Genomic DNA, 15,731 nt, shown 5'->3' on the forward strand with positions numbered 1-15,731 from the left:
TTTTATTTGCAAACAGGAAAATCATACTTTCTTTCCAATATGTATAAGACATATTGAAAAGAGGAGAGAAAAACGTGGATCGAGGAATTTTTAAAGAAGTTCCATTACCGTGTGCATTTTTGGATGAAGTGGCTTTAGATAGAAATATTCAATCGATTATAGAGTTAAGTGGAAATAAGAAGATTCGTATAGCGAGTAAATCGTTACGTTCTGTTCCGATTATGCAAAAGATTTTAGCTACAAATGATCGATTTCAAGGTATTATGTGCTTTTCACCTAGAGAGGTTTTATTTTTAATAGAACAAGGATTTAATGATTTATTGCTCGGATATCCTGCTTATGATGAAAGAGCTTTGTGTGAAATTAGTTTGCTAACAAAGAAAGGTTTCATTATAACTTGTATGGTGGATTGTGAAGAGCATATTGTGTATTTAGAAAAAATTGCTGAGAAATCTAAAGGATGTTTTCGTGTTTGTTTGGATATTGATATGAGTAGTCGTTTCTTTCAATTTCATTTTGGTGTACAAAGATCCCCAGTAAAAAATGTGCAGGATGCGTTGAAAGTAGTAGAAAAGGTGAGAAGGTCATCATATTTAATGTTAGATGGTGTGATGGGTTATGAAGCTCAAATTGCTGGGGTGGGAGACCATATACCGAATCAATGGCTGAAAAGTAAAGTGATTTCGTATTTAAAGCAGAAATCAGTGCTAGAAGTGAAAGAAAGAAGAGAACATATTGTAAAAGCAATACAAAAACTTGGTATTGAGCTAAGGTTTGTAAATGGAGGCGGAACAGGAAGCATAAAAACAACTGAGAAAGATAATTCAGTTTCAGAGATTACAATAGGTTCTGCTTTTTATTCTCCGAAGCTGTTTGATTATTATAAAGAGGTGAAATTTCATCCAGCGGTCGGATTTGCTTTACCAGTTGTGCGTAAACCAGTCCCGTTTATTTACACTTGCCTAGGTGGTGGATATATTGCTTCAGGAGCAGTTGGAAAAGATAAAGAGCCTGAAGTTTGGAGACCGAAGGGTGCAAAACTATTAGCTTTAGAAGGTGCTGGCGAGGTACAAACGCCAATTTTTTATAGCGGCGAGGAACGAGTGGATATAGGAGAGTCCATTTTGTTTCGTCATAGTAAGGCTGGTGAATTATGTGAGCGCTTTCCTTTTTTGTATCGTGTTAAAAAAGGAGAGATTGTTGGGGAGTATTCAACATATCGGGGGGATGGCCAATGCTTTCTATAAAGGGACAAAAGTGGAGGAATTGGACAGGGAATGTAGAAGGAACGCCGCATTATACGATGTATCCAGAAAGTATACAAGATGTAGTAGAAGTAGTGGGGCTTGCACGAAAAAAGGGGCGGAAAATTCGTGTTGTTGGTTCAGGACACTCGTTTACACCCCTTGTGCAAACCGAAGAAGTTTTAGTTTCTTTAGATGAATTGAAGGGCATTGTGAATATTGATGAAGAGAAGATGGTCGCTGAAGTGTGGGCAGGAACAAAGTTATATGATTTAGGGAAGTTACTTGAGGAAAAAGGCTATGCGCAAGAAAATTTAGGGGATATTGATTCACAATCTATTGCAGGAGCGATTAGTACGGGGACTCATGGAACGGGTATTACCTTTGGGAGTTTATCAACACAAGTTATAGAGATTACGGCAGTTTTATCTAATGGTGAGAGTATAGTTTGTTCGGAAACTGAGAACGTAGAATATTGGAGAGCGTTTCAGTTGTCACTTGGAATGTTAGGTATCATTGTAAAGATAAAATTAAAGGTTATTCCAGCGTATTCACTCGTTTATGAAAGTGAAAAACAGTCATTATCCACTGTAATGAACAAACTAGAAGAATATAAGAAGCATCGTCATTTTGAATTTTTCGTTTTTCCTTATTCTGATGAAGTACAAGTAAAACTTACGAACGAAACAACGAATACAGGCAGTGATTTGAAATGGCATAAATTAAAGGTGGAGTTACTTGAAAATAGGATGTTCTCTTTACTATCTAAAGGGTGTAAATGGTTTCCTTCTATAAGTAAAGGAGTGAGTCGATTATCAGCTAAAGCTGTACCAAACACAAAAATAATTGGCCCGAGCTATGAAGTATTTGCTACATCACGTACGGTACCATTTTATGAAATGGAGTATAGCATTCCTTCAAAGTATATGAGGACGGTTGTAGAAGAAATCTCAAATCTTATTGAAAAGAAAAAGTATAAGGTGCACTTCCCGATCGAATGCCGCTATGTGAAAGGTGATGATATATGGCTTAGTCCAGCCTATGGAAGAGATTCAGCGTATATCGCTGTTCATATGTATAAAGGTATGAAATATGCTGCTTACTTTGGCGAAGTGGAAAAAATTTTTCTGAAGTATGAAGGGCGTCCGCATTGGGGGAAAATGCATACATTATCGTATGAGCAATTACAAGATATATATCCAGAGTTTCATTCGTTTTTACAGGCGAGGAAGTCTCTAGATGAACTTGGAATGTTTTTTAATCCTTATGCAGAAAAGTTATTTATCCCGCTATTTGCCGGGCAGTAAGACCCCCACTGATTAAATTTTCACATTATGTATATAAAAAAGCTGACAAATAATTATTTGTCAGCTTTTTTTAGTGTAATTGCATTTCTTGTATGACTAATATGTTCATAAAATAGTAGTTTATCACGGCTAAATACATGCAGTAAAACATGAATAATGAATAGGCCGTTAATGATAAATAGGAATAACAATGTAACGAGTAATACTAAAGGTTCTGTATGATTTAACATAGAGCTACTAGAAAGAATATAATTGATTCCGCCTAACGCAAAATAAAATATACCGTAGCGAATAAATAGTTCTTTTAATGTAATACGATCTGATTTTCCTTTCAGATGAATGCGAAGCAATGCTTTCCCAATTGTTTTTCCATTTGTAAAGTATGGAATAAGAATAAAATAAATAAGGATTGAACACGTAATGAAAATGAGTTCATACATATTCGTGTAAGATTGCATATTAGAAACGAAGAAAGAATTTCCTTTGTTTTTAACGACAGGTACGACGATAGATAAGAAAATCCAATCAATTTGCATCGCGATAAGGCGACGAATGAATCCGACTGGTTTCGTTTCCAAATCAATATGACTATCTAACTCGTTTGTCTTCGGAAGGAAGTACGTAAATATTGGTGCAATGATAAAACCAATTACGCCACCTAATGTATTTAAAAACAAATCATCGATATCAAATAATCGGTATGCACAATTGTATATACCGTATAATCCAGTCACTTGTGTTAGCTCGAAAAATAGTGAAAGGAAAAAGGAAATGCAAATTGTTTGTAAGAAACTACGTCGGAAATAATAACGTAAGTAAATACCGAATGGAACAGTTAATAGAACATTAAATGCAACTTGTAAAAACGCAGACTCTTTTAATAAGTAGAAATAAGTAGTTGGTTTCGTTAAAACTGCCGATGTATGACTACTAATCTCTTGTATGAAATAAAATGGTGAGAGTTGCATGTGTTGTGTATTAGCTGGTTGTAGGCTACAAGTATCAAACGTTTGTGGTAACGGCAAAATAACAAGAAAATAGGCATTTAATAAGTAAAGTAATAATGAGTATAAAATAAATGAGCGCCATTTATTTAAATAACCGTATTTTCGATAATTAAATATTAAAAAAGGGATTAAAAGAAACATTGCTAAAAAGGGGAATAAAATAAATGCTGTTTTTACTGGAAATAAATATGCAGTCAAAGTAAAACTCCTTTCAATGAAAATTCGTTTATCATTATAGCGCTAAAAATATTTAAATACAAAGTTAAAATCTTTCGAAATAGAAATAATTACTAATTTTATAGGAATTAAGTTATAATAAATTTAATATAAGGATATTATGATTATGTAAGTTGAGAGAGGGTACAAGAGATGCGATATGAACTTTTTTCTGTAAGTGGGGATCATATTACGACTTTTGAAAGTGCATGGCGTTTTCAGGAGGGAGAACAGATTTTTGTTCATGATGATCAAACAAAAAGAAACTTTATTATTATTCGTCTGACGCATGATGTATTTCAACAAAATAAACATGTTATTCGTTTGTATTGTCAAGAGAAGAAAGTGTATGCATAAGAGAAGCCCTCTTACAGTATGAAAAGTAAGAGGGTCCTTATCTTGTTATTTGTGAACAGCCCGATTGATGAGGGCTGATTAAAGTTTCACTTTATCATTTTGCCCCTCGTAAGGAATAAAAAGAGAAGGGTTAATGCACATAGGTAGCATTTGATTTGGAAGAAAGTATATAGCCTTGTATTTTGTGCTTCAAAGTTACATGGCCTTCTCTTTGAGAAAGCCATGTATGGTAATCTTGTTGTGTTTTCCATAACAGACGAATCATATATTCTGCCTTATCATTTGTACGATGAACATGTGAAAACTCTATGTTAATACAACCGTTCGTTCCAGGGGAAAGATAATATTGTTTAAGCCCATAAAGTAGCTCATTTTCATATTCGTACTTAATGTGAATAAGTTTAGTAACTATAAACATATAAACACCTCTTTTACGATAATAGTAGGAAAGATAGAATTACTGTAATAGTAAACTTAAATAATATTATACTATTCAGAAAATTCTGAGTAAATAATAGATTTTAACTTAATAGAGGTATAAAAAAGCGAGTCATTCTATTACACTAGATGACTCGCTTTCAATTTGTAAGTTTTACTTTATAAGAAAATAAGAGTAAGTACACCTACGATAATACAATAGAAAGAGAAATATTTTAAATTTCCTTTTGCCATAATGTTCATAAACCATTTTAGTGAAATATACGTCATGATAAATGTTGCGATGAATGCAACGACATATGGTACGAATAATGTGTCTAGATTTGGATCATTTGCAATGTCTGTAATGCTTAACAATAAGCCACCTAAGCTAACAGGAATGTATAGTAAGAATGAGAAGCGAAGTGCTGTTTCTTGCTTCATACCAAGTAACATTGCTGCTACGATTGTGGCACCAGATCGGCTTATTCCGGGAATCAGTGCGCAAGCTTGTGCTAATCCGACGATGATTGCATCTTTCATAGAAAGGTCGCCATCATTTTTACGACCGCGTAAATTTCTAATAATCCAAAGGCCGACAGCAGTAATAAGAAGGGAAATTCCAACCATCTTCACACCTTTTAAGTACTGATCGATGTAATCTTTAAATAAAACACCAATAACACCTGCTGGAATGGTTGCAATAACAAGATAAATAATAAAGAAGAAATCTGATTTTGCGTCTTCTGCTCTTGTAAATATATAAGAGAGACCATTCTTTGTTAGACGAATTAAATCATTTCTATAAATAAGTAATACAGCTAATAATGAAGCTGAATTAACAAGTAGTTCGAAGCTAAACCCTTCTATTTTTAGTCCTAGCAAATGTTGTGCTAAAACGAGATGACCACTTGAAGAAATCGGAATTGGTTCTGTTAGTCCTTGGAACAGACCGAGAATTAAATATTTTAAAACGTAGTAAAATTGTTCCATAATAACCTCCTTGTTTATTAGTTGAAAGAAACAACTTTTCCATTATAACAAAGATATGGATGAATATTGAAAAGAAATAAATATTCGAAATAAAATAAAAATCCCTTATAGAAGTATAAGGGATTTTTATTTTTAATTAAGAAGTTACTGTTTCTTGAAGACTTTTAGACAATTGAACATCGACTTTTTCAGCATCATGAATATGATTCATAATAGTAGTATTTAATTTTTGGAACATTTGTTGTGTGTTAGCGAATTCTCGTAATATGTCATCATTACAAGACTTTTGGTTTTCGATAGCCTTAATAACATTTGTAGCACCATTTTGTAACGTTTGAATCATAACTAAAATATTTTCAATTCTAGCATTTGTATCGGCGCTCATTTCTACACCTTCATCGACTAAATGTAAATTATCTTTTGTGTTATCATATGCTTTTTCAATTTCTTCTTGAATTTTTTTCGTTAAGTTGCCGATGTTTTTTGTACTTTCTGCTGTACTTTCCGCTAGTTTTCTTACTTCATTGGCAACGACAGCGAATCCTTTACCGTGCTCTCCAGCACGTGCGGCTTCAATACTCGCATTTAATGCAAGTAAATTTGTTTGTGCTGCAATGTTTTGAATGACTTCTACAATTTGCTCGATTTCCTTTGAGCGTTCGCTTAGATGATTCATACTATTAGACGTGCGTTGAGATTGTTCACCTAATTTATTAATTACAATAAGTAAGCGGTGAACGGATTCTTTTCCTTCATTAGAGCAGTCAATAATTTCTGCAATAGACTGAATTAAGCTTTGTTCCTTTTGTAACATTTCATTATTTAACTCATTGGAATGTGTCGTACGTGTTGAAACATTTTCGAAACATGAACTTAATTGTTGAACTAAGCTTTGAAGTGTATTGTGTTGGTTATTTACAAGTTGATGCTCTTGGACAACGCTTTGTACACGATCGTGGATAGTAGAAATAGTCTCTTGCTTTTCAATATCTTTTTGTTTTAATTCTGCTTCTAATTCTTGTATACGCTCTTCTAATTGAGCAATTGTATGTTGGAGTGATTTTTTTTGAGTAAACATGTATTTATTTCAACCGCCTTCGAAAGTTATATTTTCTCTATATTTGGATTTTAGCATCTTTTGTATTTTTTAAATATAGGAATTGTTAAATATTTAAGAATCTATTACATTTTATTCATAATTCTCTTTTTTTTGTCACGAAAAATAAACTGTATTTAATCGTTTTGTAAACAAACTGTAAAATAAATCATGTATAACTGTATAAGAAGGGAGTCGGATTATGAACTATTTTAAGCGAATCAGCTGTCTAGTATTAGCAGGAATTATCGGTCTTTCTAGTACAGTCGCTGTTAAAGCAGAGTCAAACGACGAGAAACTTAACAACATGCAACAGCAATTGCAACAAAACGATGCAGAAATGCAAAAGAAAGAGCAAGAAAAGCAAGCTGTTAGTAAAGAAATTAAAGGTATCGAAAACGAACTACATAATTTAAATAATACAATTGCAAAAAATAAAGAGGATCAAGCTGCTATTCAACGTAAAATTGATGAAACACATAAGCAGATTGAACAAAAAAAGGAAGAAATTATCGTTTTAGAGGATAAAGTCCTTGCTCGTAAAGATATTATGAGAAAACGTATGGTTTCTGTTCAGAACAGTTCAAATACAAGTTTAGTAGTAGAAGTTGTAGTAGAGTCAAAAAACTTTGCAGACTTCTTACAACGTATGAACGCAGTTTCTACTATTCTAGAAGCTGATAAAGAAATTTTACGTCTACAAGAACAAGATCTTCGTCAAATTGAAGAGGACAAGAAAACAATTGACGAAAAAGAAGCATCTTTAGTAGTAGATAAACAAAAATTAGCAAAAGCGCAAGCTGAACTGCAAGATAACTTGAAAAAACGTCAAGATAACTTACAAACAGTTCAAGCTAAATATAATGAAGTGGCAAGCCAACTTAATTTAGCAGCGGAAGAGAAAGCTAAAATTGAATCAAATATGAAGGCAGTACAAGAAACAATTGCTCGTGAACAAGAAGCAGCAAGAATTGCGGCAGAAGAGCGTGCAAAAGCAGAAGCGGCTGCAAAAGCAGAGCAAGAAGCTTTAGCGAAAGCGCAAGCGGAAATTGCTGAAAAGCAAAAGCAAGAAAAAGCTAGTAAACCGGCTGAACCAGTTGCTAATAATAATTCGAAGGTAGAACCTGCACAACCTGAACCATCTTCTAAGCCAACTGCTGGTGGGAAAGAAATTTATGTAGAAGCTACAGCTTATACAGCTGATCCAGCGGAAAATGGTTATGCACCAGGTCAACAAGTATTTTCTGCATGGGGACACTATAACTTAACTGCAAACCCAGGAATGAAATTAATTGCTGTAGATCCAAAAGTTATTCCATTAGGCAAAACTGTAAATGTTGAAGGGTATGGAGTCGCAATTGCAGCAGATACTGGTGGAGCGATTAAAGGTAACAGAATTGATGTGTTAATGCCTGATAAAGGGTCTTCTAGTCAATGGGGAAGAAAAATTGTTAAAGTTACAATTTTAAACTAAAACGTAATCCAACTTTACAATACGTAGAGTTGGATTTTTTTATAATAATAATGTTAAGTTGAGTTTACATTTTGTTAAGGGTAGCATACAATAATGGTGAGAGGTGGTAAATTTGACCATTTTAAACAGAGTAAAAGAATTAAGAGCTCGTTTTAACTTTACGCAAAGTGTATTAGCAGAAAAGGTTGGAGTAACGAGACAAACAATTGCTGCAATTGAAAAAGGGGATTACGTTCCTTCTTTGTTATTAGCACTTACGATTTGTGATGTGTTCCAGTTAAAGATGGAAGACGTGTTTGTTTTAAATAAGGAGGAGGAAGAGGATGAATAGAATTGTTTTTTCTTATATTATAAATGTACTCTATACTGCACTAGCATGTTGGACATTTGTTGAATTTTATAGTGTTATTACAGAGTTAGCAGATATAATTAAAAACGACAAATTCCCATTTGAAGTATGGTTTAATGGAGTACCATTCATTTTATTATTTATTGGAGCAATTATAGTTACAATTTTTTATAGAATTCAAAAGAAAAAATATAAGAATTTATCTTTTTGGATGTATCCATTATTATTTCCGCTAGAAGATGAACGTGAAAAAGCGATTACGGATAAAGCTTGTCGAACAACATTTGTATCGTTATGGTTTGTGTTACCTTGTGCAGTTGGATTTTTAACTTTTTCGCCTATTATTAATGAATATCTTCCTGGATACCCATTATATATTCTATTTTCTATTTTCTTTATTCAAATGACAGTATTTCACGTATCACTATACAGAAATAAATTAGCTTGAAAAGAAACCTTCTTGCATCGGCAAGAAGGTTTCTTTTCAAGCTAATACTTGTACATATAGCGATATTATTTTATCATTTTATATAGAGTAAGATTTTGTAAGGGAAAGGAACTGTGTATGAATAAGCAAAGAATTTATAGTATAGTAGCAATTCTGCTATTTGTTGTAGGTGGCGTGTTAATTGGAAAGCCATTTTATGATGGATATCAGGCTGAAAAGAAACAGACTGAAAATGTGCAGGCTGTTCAAAAGATGGATTATGAAAAGCATGAGACGGAATTTGTAGATGCTTCCAAAATTAATCAACCAGACTTGGCGGAAGTAGCGAATGCATCATTAGATAAGAAACAAGTAATTGGTCGTATTTCGATTCCAAGTGTTTCAGTAGAACTGCCTGTTTTAAAAGCTTCTACTGAAAAAAACTTATTATCAGGTGCAGCGACAGTAAAAGAGAATCAAGTTATGGGAAAAGGAAATTACGCATTAGCAGGACATAACATGTCTAAAAAAGGTGTTTTATTTAGTGATATAGCTTCTTTGAAAAAAGGCGATAAAATTTATTTGTATGACAATGAAAATGAATATGAGTATGCGGTTACTGGTGTATCTGAAGTGACTCCTGATAAGTGGGAAGTTGTAGAGGATCATGGGAAAGATGAGATAACGCTTATTACATGTGTATCTGTAAAGGATAATTCTAAGCGTTATGTTGTTGCTGGTGATTTAGTAAGAACGAAGGCGAAGAAGTAAAAAAGAAGGTGAACTCTTTAAAGAGTTCACCTTCTTTTTTACTAATGTTGAGAAATAATAGAATATTTCGGTTTTGTATTTAAATATTATTCTATTTATGTATAATAAAGTTAGGATTCTATATTTTGGGAGGAACAAGAGTGAGACAACAGGTGAAGAAACTTCTTTTAACAACGAGTATAGCGTTATTGGTAGCTCCGATTTCAGCTTATGCACATCCAGGGCGTACAGATGCTAATGGCGGACATACGTGTCGTACAAATTGTGAGAAATGGGGATTACAGTACGGGGAATATCATTATCACAATAAACCAGCTCCTAGCCAGAATAATAATAGTGCTGTAGAAGCTGAGAGACAAGCAGAAGCACAGCGCAATACCGAGGCGGAAAAACAACGTGCTGCAGAAGTGCAACGCAACGCTGAGGCGGAAAAACAACGTAATGCAGAAGCACAGCGTAAAGCTGAAGAAGAGAGACAACGTGTAGCCGAGGAACAAAGAAAAGCTGAAGAGGCACGTAAGCAAGAGGAAGCGCAGCGCCAAGCTGATATGGAAAAAGGTCAACTTGAAGGTCAAAAGAATGGAGAAACTGATTTTAAAGCAGGAAAAAATGATGCAGAAGTGCATGTAGCTGGAAAATCTGATGCATATAAACAAGCGTTTAAAGCGACTTATGCAGCCGTATGGTCTTTAGAAGAGCAGAAGAAAACGCATTTTGAAAAAGGAAAAGAACAAGGTTTAGCACAAGAGACGATGGACGATAGTCAAGTTGCTCCAGAGTTTAAGGTAAACTTTGCAGACGGATTCAAAGTAGGGAATAAAGAAAGAACAGAAAAAATTGAAAAAGAGCAAGCTGAGTTAGGGGAAAAGACAGGGAAAGAACTAGCTGAAAAGAATCCTGGAAATAGAGAGAAAGAAGTATACGTGAAGGCATATGAAACAGCGTATGAAAAAGGCTATAAGTCTACAAAAAAGGTAGTAGAAAAGGCTGGCTATAAGTATGCATTTGAAAACTATGATTTAAAAGTTCCTGCTAAGTATGAAAGAAATGAATTGTTAAAGAAATGGTTTACTGAAGGATTTAAATCGAATAAAAAAGCAGCGGAAATTCGAGAAGAAGGGTATAAAAAGGGAGACAGCTGGTTCTCATTCTTCTATAAGAGTTTCGTACCAAGTGAATATAAAGAACATAAAGAGCTGTACGAACAAGCAATTGAAAAAGGTAAAACAGCATAAAAAAAGATGAGGAGAAATTCCTCATCTTTTTTAATCCATCCATTTCACTAATTTCTTAGAAATTAATAATAAAACACAACCTAGTACAATTGCCACAGCGCCAATAACTGTGAATACTTCAGCGTATCCAAGTGAAGTTGTGAAGCTTGCAAGTTGTCCGCCTAAAATGTTGGCGATACCTGAACTTGCTAGCCATACACCCATTAGTAAAGATGCTAATTTTACCGGAGCAAGCGCACTAACCATTGATAGTCCGACAGGTGATAAGAATAGCTCACCTAACGTATGGAAAAGATACGTAAAGACGATAAACAGTAAGTTTGCTTTTTCTGTAATGTTATGTTCATCACTACCTGTTTTTAATGTAGCGATAACGAGAATGATATAACCAATACCGAGCAAAATCATACCAAGTCCCATTTTAGTTGGGATTTTTAAATCACCCTGCTTGCGAGTTGCAAGTTTTGCCCATAATGCAGAAATGACTGGAGCAAGTAAAATAATAAATAATGGATTGACCGATTGGAACCAAGATGTTGGAACTTCCCATCCGAACACAGAGCGGTCTACAAATTTGTTTGTATATAATGTTAATGAGCTACCAGCTTGTTCAAAGCCAGCCCAGAAGAAGACAACGAAGCATGTTAAAATGACGATAACTGCGGTACGTTGTTTTTCTTTTTTTGTTAATGGTGTATCTCCTACTGATGGTTGTCCAGCAGCTGTTTGTAAATCGCGAGTTGGTTTTTTACCGATATTACCAAGGAAGCGATTTGATAGTGTTGTAAATAAAATTTGTCCAATGATCATTCCGATTGAAGCGGCTAAGAAACCGTAACGGAATCCGTAATGTACAACGCCATCAACTGTTGTTTTGAATAAATTTTCTGATAAAAATCCGCAAACGAGTGGAGCTAAAAATGAACCGACGTTAATACCCATATAGAAAATGGTAAATGCACTATCACGTTTTGGATCGTTCTCTTCGTATAATTCTCCAACCAGTGTAGAGATGTTCGGTTTGAAGAATCCGTTACCGATAATAATAAGCGCTAATCCGAGGTATAGGCCTAATTGGTTTTGCAAGGCAAATAGTGTAAGGTTACCGATTGCCATTGTTATACCACCAATTTTGATTGCTTTTCGTCTACCTAGAAAACGGTCTGTTAAGTATCCACCAATCATTGGTGTGAAATAACAGGCTCCAGTATAAAATCCGTAAATAGAGAGTGCCCATGCGGGACTAAACCCAAGACCACCGCTTACTAAAGCTGTCGTTAAATATAATGTTAATAATCCTCGTAATCCATAGTAACTAAATCTTTCCCACATTTCTGTAAAGAAGAGTAAGTATAAACCTGGAGGATGTTTCTTTTTTCTTTGTTGTTCTCTTTCTAGTTGTATCGCTGATTCCATGTTATTTTCCTCCTGACACAAACAAAAAACAAAGTTAATAATTTTGTACATTTAATATTTTACTTTATTAACTATTATAAGTCAATAAAGGTTGATTTTTCAGAAGAAATTGGAAAAGAGGAATAGCTATAGAATGGGTGTTTCTTTTGTGATAGACTATGGACTATGTTTTCTTTGTAAGGAAGCGGGTTATTGTACTTTTTTATATGTGAAATTGATTTCATAAAAGATGAAATTAAAGAAGGAGAAAGAAATGAAATTGTTACAGAAAAAAGAAATTTTACTTATTAGCCTTATGTTATTCTCTATGTTCTTTGGAGCAGGGAATCTGATATTTCCACCTTTCCTTGGGTATGAAGCAGGAGAACATGTTTGGATTTCATTAGTAGGGTTTATTATATCAGCAACAGGTCTTCCTATATTAGGTGTTATCTCTATTGCAAAAGCAGGAAGTTTTCAAACGTTAGCGGGTAGGGTTCATTCTTCATTTGCAATTATTTTTCCATGTATCGTGTATGTATTTATTGGACCTGGGCTTGGTATACCCCGTGCGGGAAGTTTAGCTTTTGAAATGGGGCCAGGTCAGTTATTCCCTGAAGCAGGAAACGGATTATTATTGTTTTACACAGTTATTTTCTTTAGTATTGTTTACTGGTTAAGTTTATCCCCATCTAAATTAATGGGGTTGTTTGGAAAAGTCTTGACGCCGTTATTATTATGTATGATTGCACTCATTTTTATAAAGAGTATGTTTACAACAGTAGGAGATATGAAAGAACCAATAGGGAACTATGGCCAAGCTCCTATGTTTCAAGGGTTTTTAGATGGATATTTAACAATGGATGCGTTAGCTGCTTTAATCTTTGGAATTGTTATTGCAAATGCATTACGTGCAAAGGGTATTGAAGATGATAAAGGTTTAGCGAAATATATGAGTATTGCTGGAATTGGGGCAGGACTATTATTATCTATTATTTATGTCATCCTTGGATATGTGGGGGCAATTAGTGGCTCATTAGGAACATTTGATAACGGTGCGAAAGTGTTAGCACAAGTTATGATTACATTATTTGGACAGGGCGGAGTCGTTTTATTAGGTCTTATTTTTACTATCGCGTGTTTATGTGTTTCAATTGGACTTGTTACGTCTTGTAGTCAATTTTTTGCGAGTGCATTTCCGAAAGTATCTTATAAATTGTGGGCATTTATAGTAAGCGTTGTTAGTATGATTTTAGCTAATTTAGGGTTAACGCAAATTTTAAAAGTATCAGTACCAATTCTTGGATTTATTTATCCAATTGCGTTAACGCTTATTATTCTAGGGTTATTCCATCAGTATATTGGAAAGTATGCATACGTATATGCAGTAACTGTTTTGGTTGTAGCGATATTTAGTGCAATTGACATTTTAAATAAAAATGTAATGATGAATCAGTGGACGTCAGCATTAAAATACATCCCGTTTTATACAGAAGGTGTTGGGTGGATTGTTCCAGCTATTGTAGGCATGTGTCTTGGTTTTATCGTTAGCATTTTTCTAAATAAGAATAAATGAGTAAAAAGGTGTTTTCCTATTTTGGGAAGACACCTTTCTTTTTTTGGAAAAATACTATTGAAAATGAATAGACTAAGAGTATGATAAAGATAATTGGTAATATATAGGTTCAATGAGAGTTACGAATAAGGGGGGAGCGTATGAAGAAGGATTTGGATAAGAAAATAGAAGCACTCGAAACGGCAATTGAAACAATTCAAGAAGCACTTGCTGAATTAAAAGTAAAGCAGAGGGAAATAGAAGTAGAAAACGCTCAGCAACATGTTAGTAAGAACAAGAAAGAATATATTGAAACGGTAATGGAGGAAAAGCCAAAAGAAGAAATAGTTAAGATAAAAGAGCCTTTGCAAGAACCTGAGTTAAAACAAGTAGATATATCGGCTTTTAAACCAGAGCCATTTAATATTATTAAGTTTTGTCAGACGTGGTTACCGCGTGTATTTGTCGGTATTATGTTGCTTGGAGTGATCTGGTTATTTAAAGCAGGGGTAGATGCTGGTTTATTAACACCAGCGATACGAATTGTGTTTGGTATCGCATTATCTATCGGGTTGTATTATATAGGAGATATTCAAATTAAAAGAGAGCGGCAAGCGTTAGGATTAGTATTAGCTGGAGGAAGTATTACCGGGATTGTTCTAACGACGTTTGCAGCACATTATTTATATGGATTTATTCCGGCAAGTGTCGCGTTTCTCTGTAATATTGCATGGGTTATTTTAGGGATTTATTTAGCGAAAAGATATCAATCGGAATATCTCACTATTTTCGTAGCGGTCGGTGCGTTCTTCGTACCATTCTTGTTAAATAGTACGACTCCTAATCCTTATATTTTCTTTGGATATGAGACAGTATTAACACTTAGTTTATTATGGTATGCGTTGAAAAATCGTTATAAATACTTATATATGATTTCTTACGCTGTTGCTGCCATTGTCCTTTTCGTTTTCTTTGCTGTTATGTCAATGTTAGTAGAGAACTTGCAAATACAGTTAACGATTGTATATGGTTTGATTCATTTACTATTATTTTGGCATATGTTTACGGAGAGAAGTTTTATACTAGAACCACGTTTGGCGATATTTAGTGCGAATGCAGTGTTCTTTATACTAGCTATTTCAAAAATACCTGATTTTACAACATGGGGATTAATTATTAGTGCACTCGTGCATGCCGCTATGTTCGTATGTGAATATAGGAAAAATAGACATTCTACATTTACAAATCTCTTATTTGGTTTCGCAATGGGAGCATTTAGTTTAGCAATTTTATATGAGTATAGTTTAGTGAATGCAGCGATTGTACTATTGTTACAAGGTTTCCTCGGCATGGTCACTTCTATTAAAGTAAAACAACAGATAAAATTGTATGTTAGTGCGACGGTTTACGCAATTGGAATGATACAGACTATTTTTAGCCCGTTTGATCAATTTATTTCGGCAGGCTTTGTTGCTCATCTTATTTTAATAGGAACGTTCTATTATTGCATGAGAGAAGCGAAAGAAGTATTAGCGAGCTTCGGCAAATATATGTATTCTATAGTGCTCTATTGGTTTATGATAATTGTATTTATTACAATTACGAGAATCGGTGAAGTTTTATCTGCAGATGGAAGCGTAATTAGTGTATCAGTATCGTTATTATGGATGGTATATGCATTATTTGCGGTTTGGTTTGGAAGAAATAGAAATATGGATGAAATATTATATGCTGGTTTAGTCGTTTTAGTCGTAACGGTAGGGAAGTTATTCTTACTTGACTTACCAGAGGTATCGATGATGATTAGGGCAGTGTTATTCCTAATCGTCGGTAGTATAGGTATCGTTATTTCAAGAATGTTTTTCTCGAAGGAAGAGAAGTGAGAAGA

At 34.2% G+C, this 15,731-nt stretch carries 15 protein-coding genes; 10 read left to right on the plus strand and 5 right to left on the minus strand.

The window, feature by feature from the left end; translation table 11 throughout:
* Positions 1-74 precede the first annotated feature (74 nt).
* On the plus strand, positions 75-1,247 hold the full coding sequence (locus C3Y97_RS03495; protein ID WP_000373761.1) for an amino acid deaminase/aldolase: 1,173 nt from the start codon (positions 75-77) through the stop codon (positions 1,245-1,247).
* Positions 1,235-2,551 carry a D-arabinono-1,4-lactone oxidase gene (locus C3Y97_RS03500; protein ID WP_000948959.1) on the plus strand — a complete coding sequence of 439 codons (1,317 nt, stop codon included), beginning with the start codon at positions 1,235-1,237 and terminating at the stop codon, positions 2,549-2,551. The genes C3Y97_RS03495 and C3Y97_RS03500 overlap by 13 nt, the downstream gene beginning before the upstream one ends.
* A 53-nt stretch (positions 2,552-2,604) precedes the next feature.
* Here the strand turns inward: C3Y97_RS03500 and C3Y97_RS03505 are convergent, their stop codons facing one another.
* Entirely contained in the window at positions 2,605-3,756 is a 1,152-nt protein-coding gene (locus C3Y97_RS03505) for a VanZ family protein (RefSeq protein ID WP_136363030.1), read from the minus strand.
* Between the two features lie 171 nt (positions 3,757-3,927).
* Between C3Y97_RS03505 and C3Y97_RS03510 the strand changes: the two genes are divergently transcribed.
* Entirely contained in the window at positions 3,928-4,131 is a 204-nt protein-coding gene (locus C3Y97_RS03510) for a hypothetical protein (protein ID WP_001268332.1), read from the plus strand.
* 130 nt (positions 4,132-4,261) lie between these two features.
* Here the strand turns inward: C3Y97_RS03510 and C3Y97_RS03515 are convergent, their stop codons facing one another.
* The 3 genes from C3Y97_RS03515 to C3Y97_RS03525 form a co-directional block, all read right to left on the minus strand.
* Positions 4,262-4,549: a hypothetical protein gene (locus C3Y97_RS03515; protein WP_136363031.1), complete on the minus strand. Its 288-nt coding sequence runs from the start codon at positions 4,547-4,549 to the stop codon at positions 4,262-4,264.
* 179 nt (positions 4,550-4,728) lie between these two features.
* Positions 4,729-5,541 (minus strand): undecaprenyl-diphosphate phosphatase, encoded by an 813-nt coding sequence (locus C3Y97_RS03520; protein ID WP_000434794.1) that lies wholly within the window; start codon positions 5,539-5,541, stop codon positions 4,729-4,731.
* Positions 5,542-5,677: 136 nt separating this feature from the next.
* Positions 5,678-6,619: a methyl-accepting chemotaxis protein gene (locus C3Y97_RS03525; RefSeq protein WP_000495035.1), complete on the minus strand. Its 942-nt coding sequence runs from the start codon at positions 6,617-6,619 to the stop codon at positions 5,678-5,680.
* Positions 6,620-6,839: 220 nt separating this feature from the next.
* Between C3Y97_RS03525 and C3Y97_RS03530 the strand changes: the two genes are divergently transcribed.
* The 5 genes from C3Y97_RS03530 (at position 6,840) to C3Y97_RS03550 (ending at position 10,893) form a co-directional block, all read left to right on the plus strand.
* Positions 6,840-8,111 (plus strand): 3D domain-containing protein, encoded by a 1,272-nt coding sequence (locus C3Y97_RS03530; RefSeq protein WP_070179719.1) that lies wholly within the window; start codon positions 6,840-6,842, stop codon positions 8,109-8,111.
* Between the two features lie 103 nt (positions 8,112-8,214).
* On the plus strand, positions 8,215-8,442 hold the full coding sequence (locus C3Y97_RS03535) for a helix-turn-helix transcriptional regulator (RefSeq protein WP_011109823.1): 228 nt from the start codon (positions 8,215-8,217) through the stop codon (positions 8,440-8,442).
* A complete protein-coding gene (locus C3Y97_RS03540) occupies positions 8,435-8,908 on the plus strand; it encodes a DUF2178 domain-containing protein (protein ID WP_001080038.1) in 474 nt (157 codons plus the stop codon). Before C3Y97_RS03535 ends, C3Y97_RS03540 begins: the two co-directional genes overlap by 8 nt.
* A gap of 117 nt (positions 8,909-9,025) precedes the next feature.
* Positions 9,026-9,658, plus strand: a complete 633-nt coding sequence (locus C3Y97_RS03545) for a class A sortase (RefSeq protein WP_001041726.1) — start codon at positions 9,026-9,028, stop codon at positions 9,656-9,658.
* A gap of 140 nt (positions 9,659-9,798) precedes the next feature.
* Positions 9,799-10,893 carry a YHYH domain-containing protein gene (locus C3Y97_RS03550; RefSeq protein ID WP_086401971.1) on the plus strand — a complete coding sequence of 365 codons (1,095 nt, stop codon included), beginning with the start codon at positions 9,799-9,801 and terminating at the stop codon, positions 10,891-10,893.
* Between the two features lie 30 nt (positions 10,894-10,923).
* Here C3Y97_RS03550 and C3Y97_RS03555 read toward each other — a convergent pair whose 3' ends face one another.
* Positions 10,924-12,309 (minus strand): peptide MFS transporter, encoded by a 1,386-nt coding sequence (locus C3Y97_RS03555; RefSeq protein WP_136363032.1) that lies wholly within the window; start codon positions 12,307-12,309, stop codon positions 10,924-10,926.
* 253 nt (positions 12,310-12,562) lie between these two features.
* On the opposite strand from C3Y97_RS03555, the gene brnQ1 reads away from it, so the two are divergent.
* The gene (gene brnQ1 / locus C3Y97_RS03560; protein WP_000771689.1) at positions 12,563-13,864 is read left to right on the plus strand and encodes a branched-chain amino acid transport system II carrier protein BrnQ1; all 1,302 of its coding nucleotides are present in this window, start codon (positions 12,563-12,565) and stop codon (positions 13,862-13,864) included.
* 140 nt (positions 13,865-14,004) lie between these two features.
* Positions 14,005-15,726, plus strand: coding sequence for a DUF2339 domain-containing protein (locus C3Y97_RS03565; RefSeq protein WP_000710918.1), 1,722 nt, complete (start codon positions 14,005-14,007; stop codon positions 15,724-15,726).
* The last annotated feature ends 5 nt before the right edge of the window (positions 15,727-15,731 follow it).

It is taken from the genome of Bacillus sp. DU-106 (genome assembly GCF_004799705.1).
Taxonomy (GTDB): domain Bacteria; phylum Bacillota; class Bacilli; order Bacillales; family Bacillaceae_G; genus Bacillus_A; species Bacillus_A cereus.

Bases quoted from the DNA above. Each gene is read 5' to 3' on its own strand.
- C3Y97_RS03515 (WP_136363031.1), bottom strand. From the start codon at position 4,549: ATGTTTATAGTTACTAAACTTATTCACATTAAGTACGAATATGAAAAT.
- C3Y97_RS03565 (WP_000710918.1), top strand. From the start codon at position 14,005: ATGAAGAAGGATTTGGATAAGAAAATAGAAGCACTCGAAACGGCAATT.
- C3Y97_RS03545 (WP_001041726.1), top strand. From the start codon at position 9,026: ATGAATAAGCAAAGAATTTATAGTATAGTAGCAATTCTGCTATTTGTT.
- C3Y97_RS03500 (WP_000948959.1), top strand. From the start codon at position 1,235: ATGCTTTCTATAAAGGGACAAAAGTGGAGGAATTGGACAGGGAATGTA.
- C3Y97_RS03555 (WP_136363032.1), bottom strand. From the start codon at position 12,309: ATGGAATCAGCGATACAACTAGAAAGAGAACAACAAAGAAAAAAGAAA.
- C3Y97_RS03525 (WP_000495035.1), bottom strand. From the start codon at position 6,619: ATGTTTACTCAAAAAAAATCACTCCAACATACAATTGCTCAATTAGAA.
- brnQ1 (WP_000771689.1), top strand. From the start codon at position 12,563: ATGAAATTGTTACAGAAAAAAGAAATTTTACTTATTAGCCTTATGTTA.
- C3Y97_RS03510 (WP_001268332.1), top strand. From the start codon at position 3,928: ATGCGATATGAACTTTTTTCTGTAAGTGGGGATCATATTACGACTTTT.
- C3Y97_RS03530 (WP_070179719.1), top strand. From the start codon at position 6,840: ATGAACTATTTTAAGCGAATCAGCTGTCTAGTATTAGCAGGAATTATC.
- C3Y97_RS03540 (WP_001080038.1), top strand. From the start codon at position 8,435: ATGAATAGAATTGTTTTTTCTTATATTATAAATGTACTCTATACTGCA.
- C3Y97_RS03520 (WP_000434794.1), bottom strand. From the start codon at position 5,541: ATGGAACAATTTTACTACGTTTTAAAATATTTAATTCTCGGTCTGTTC.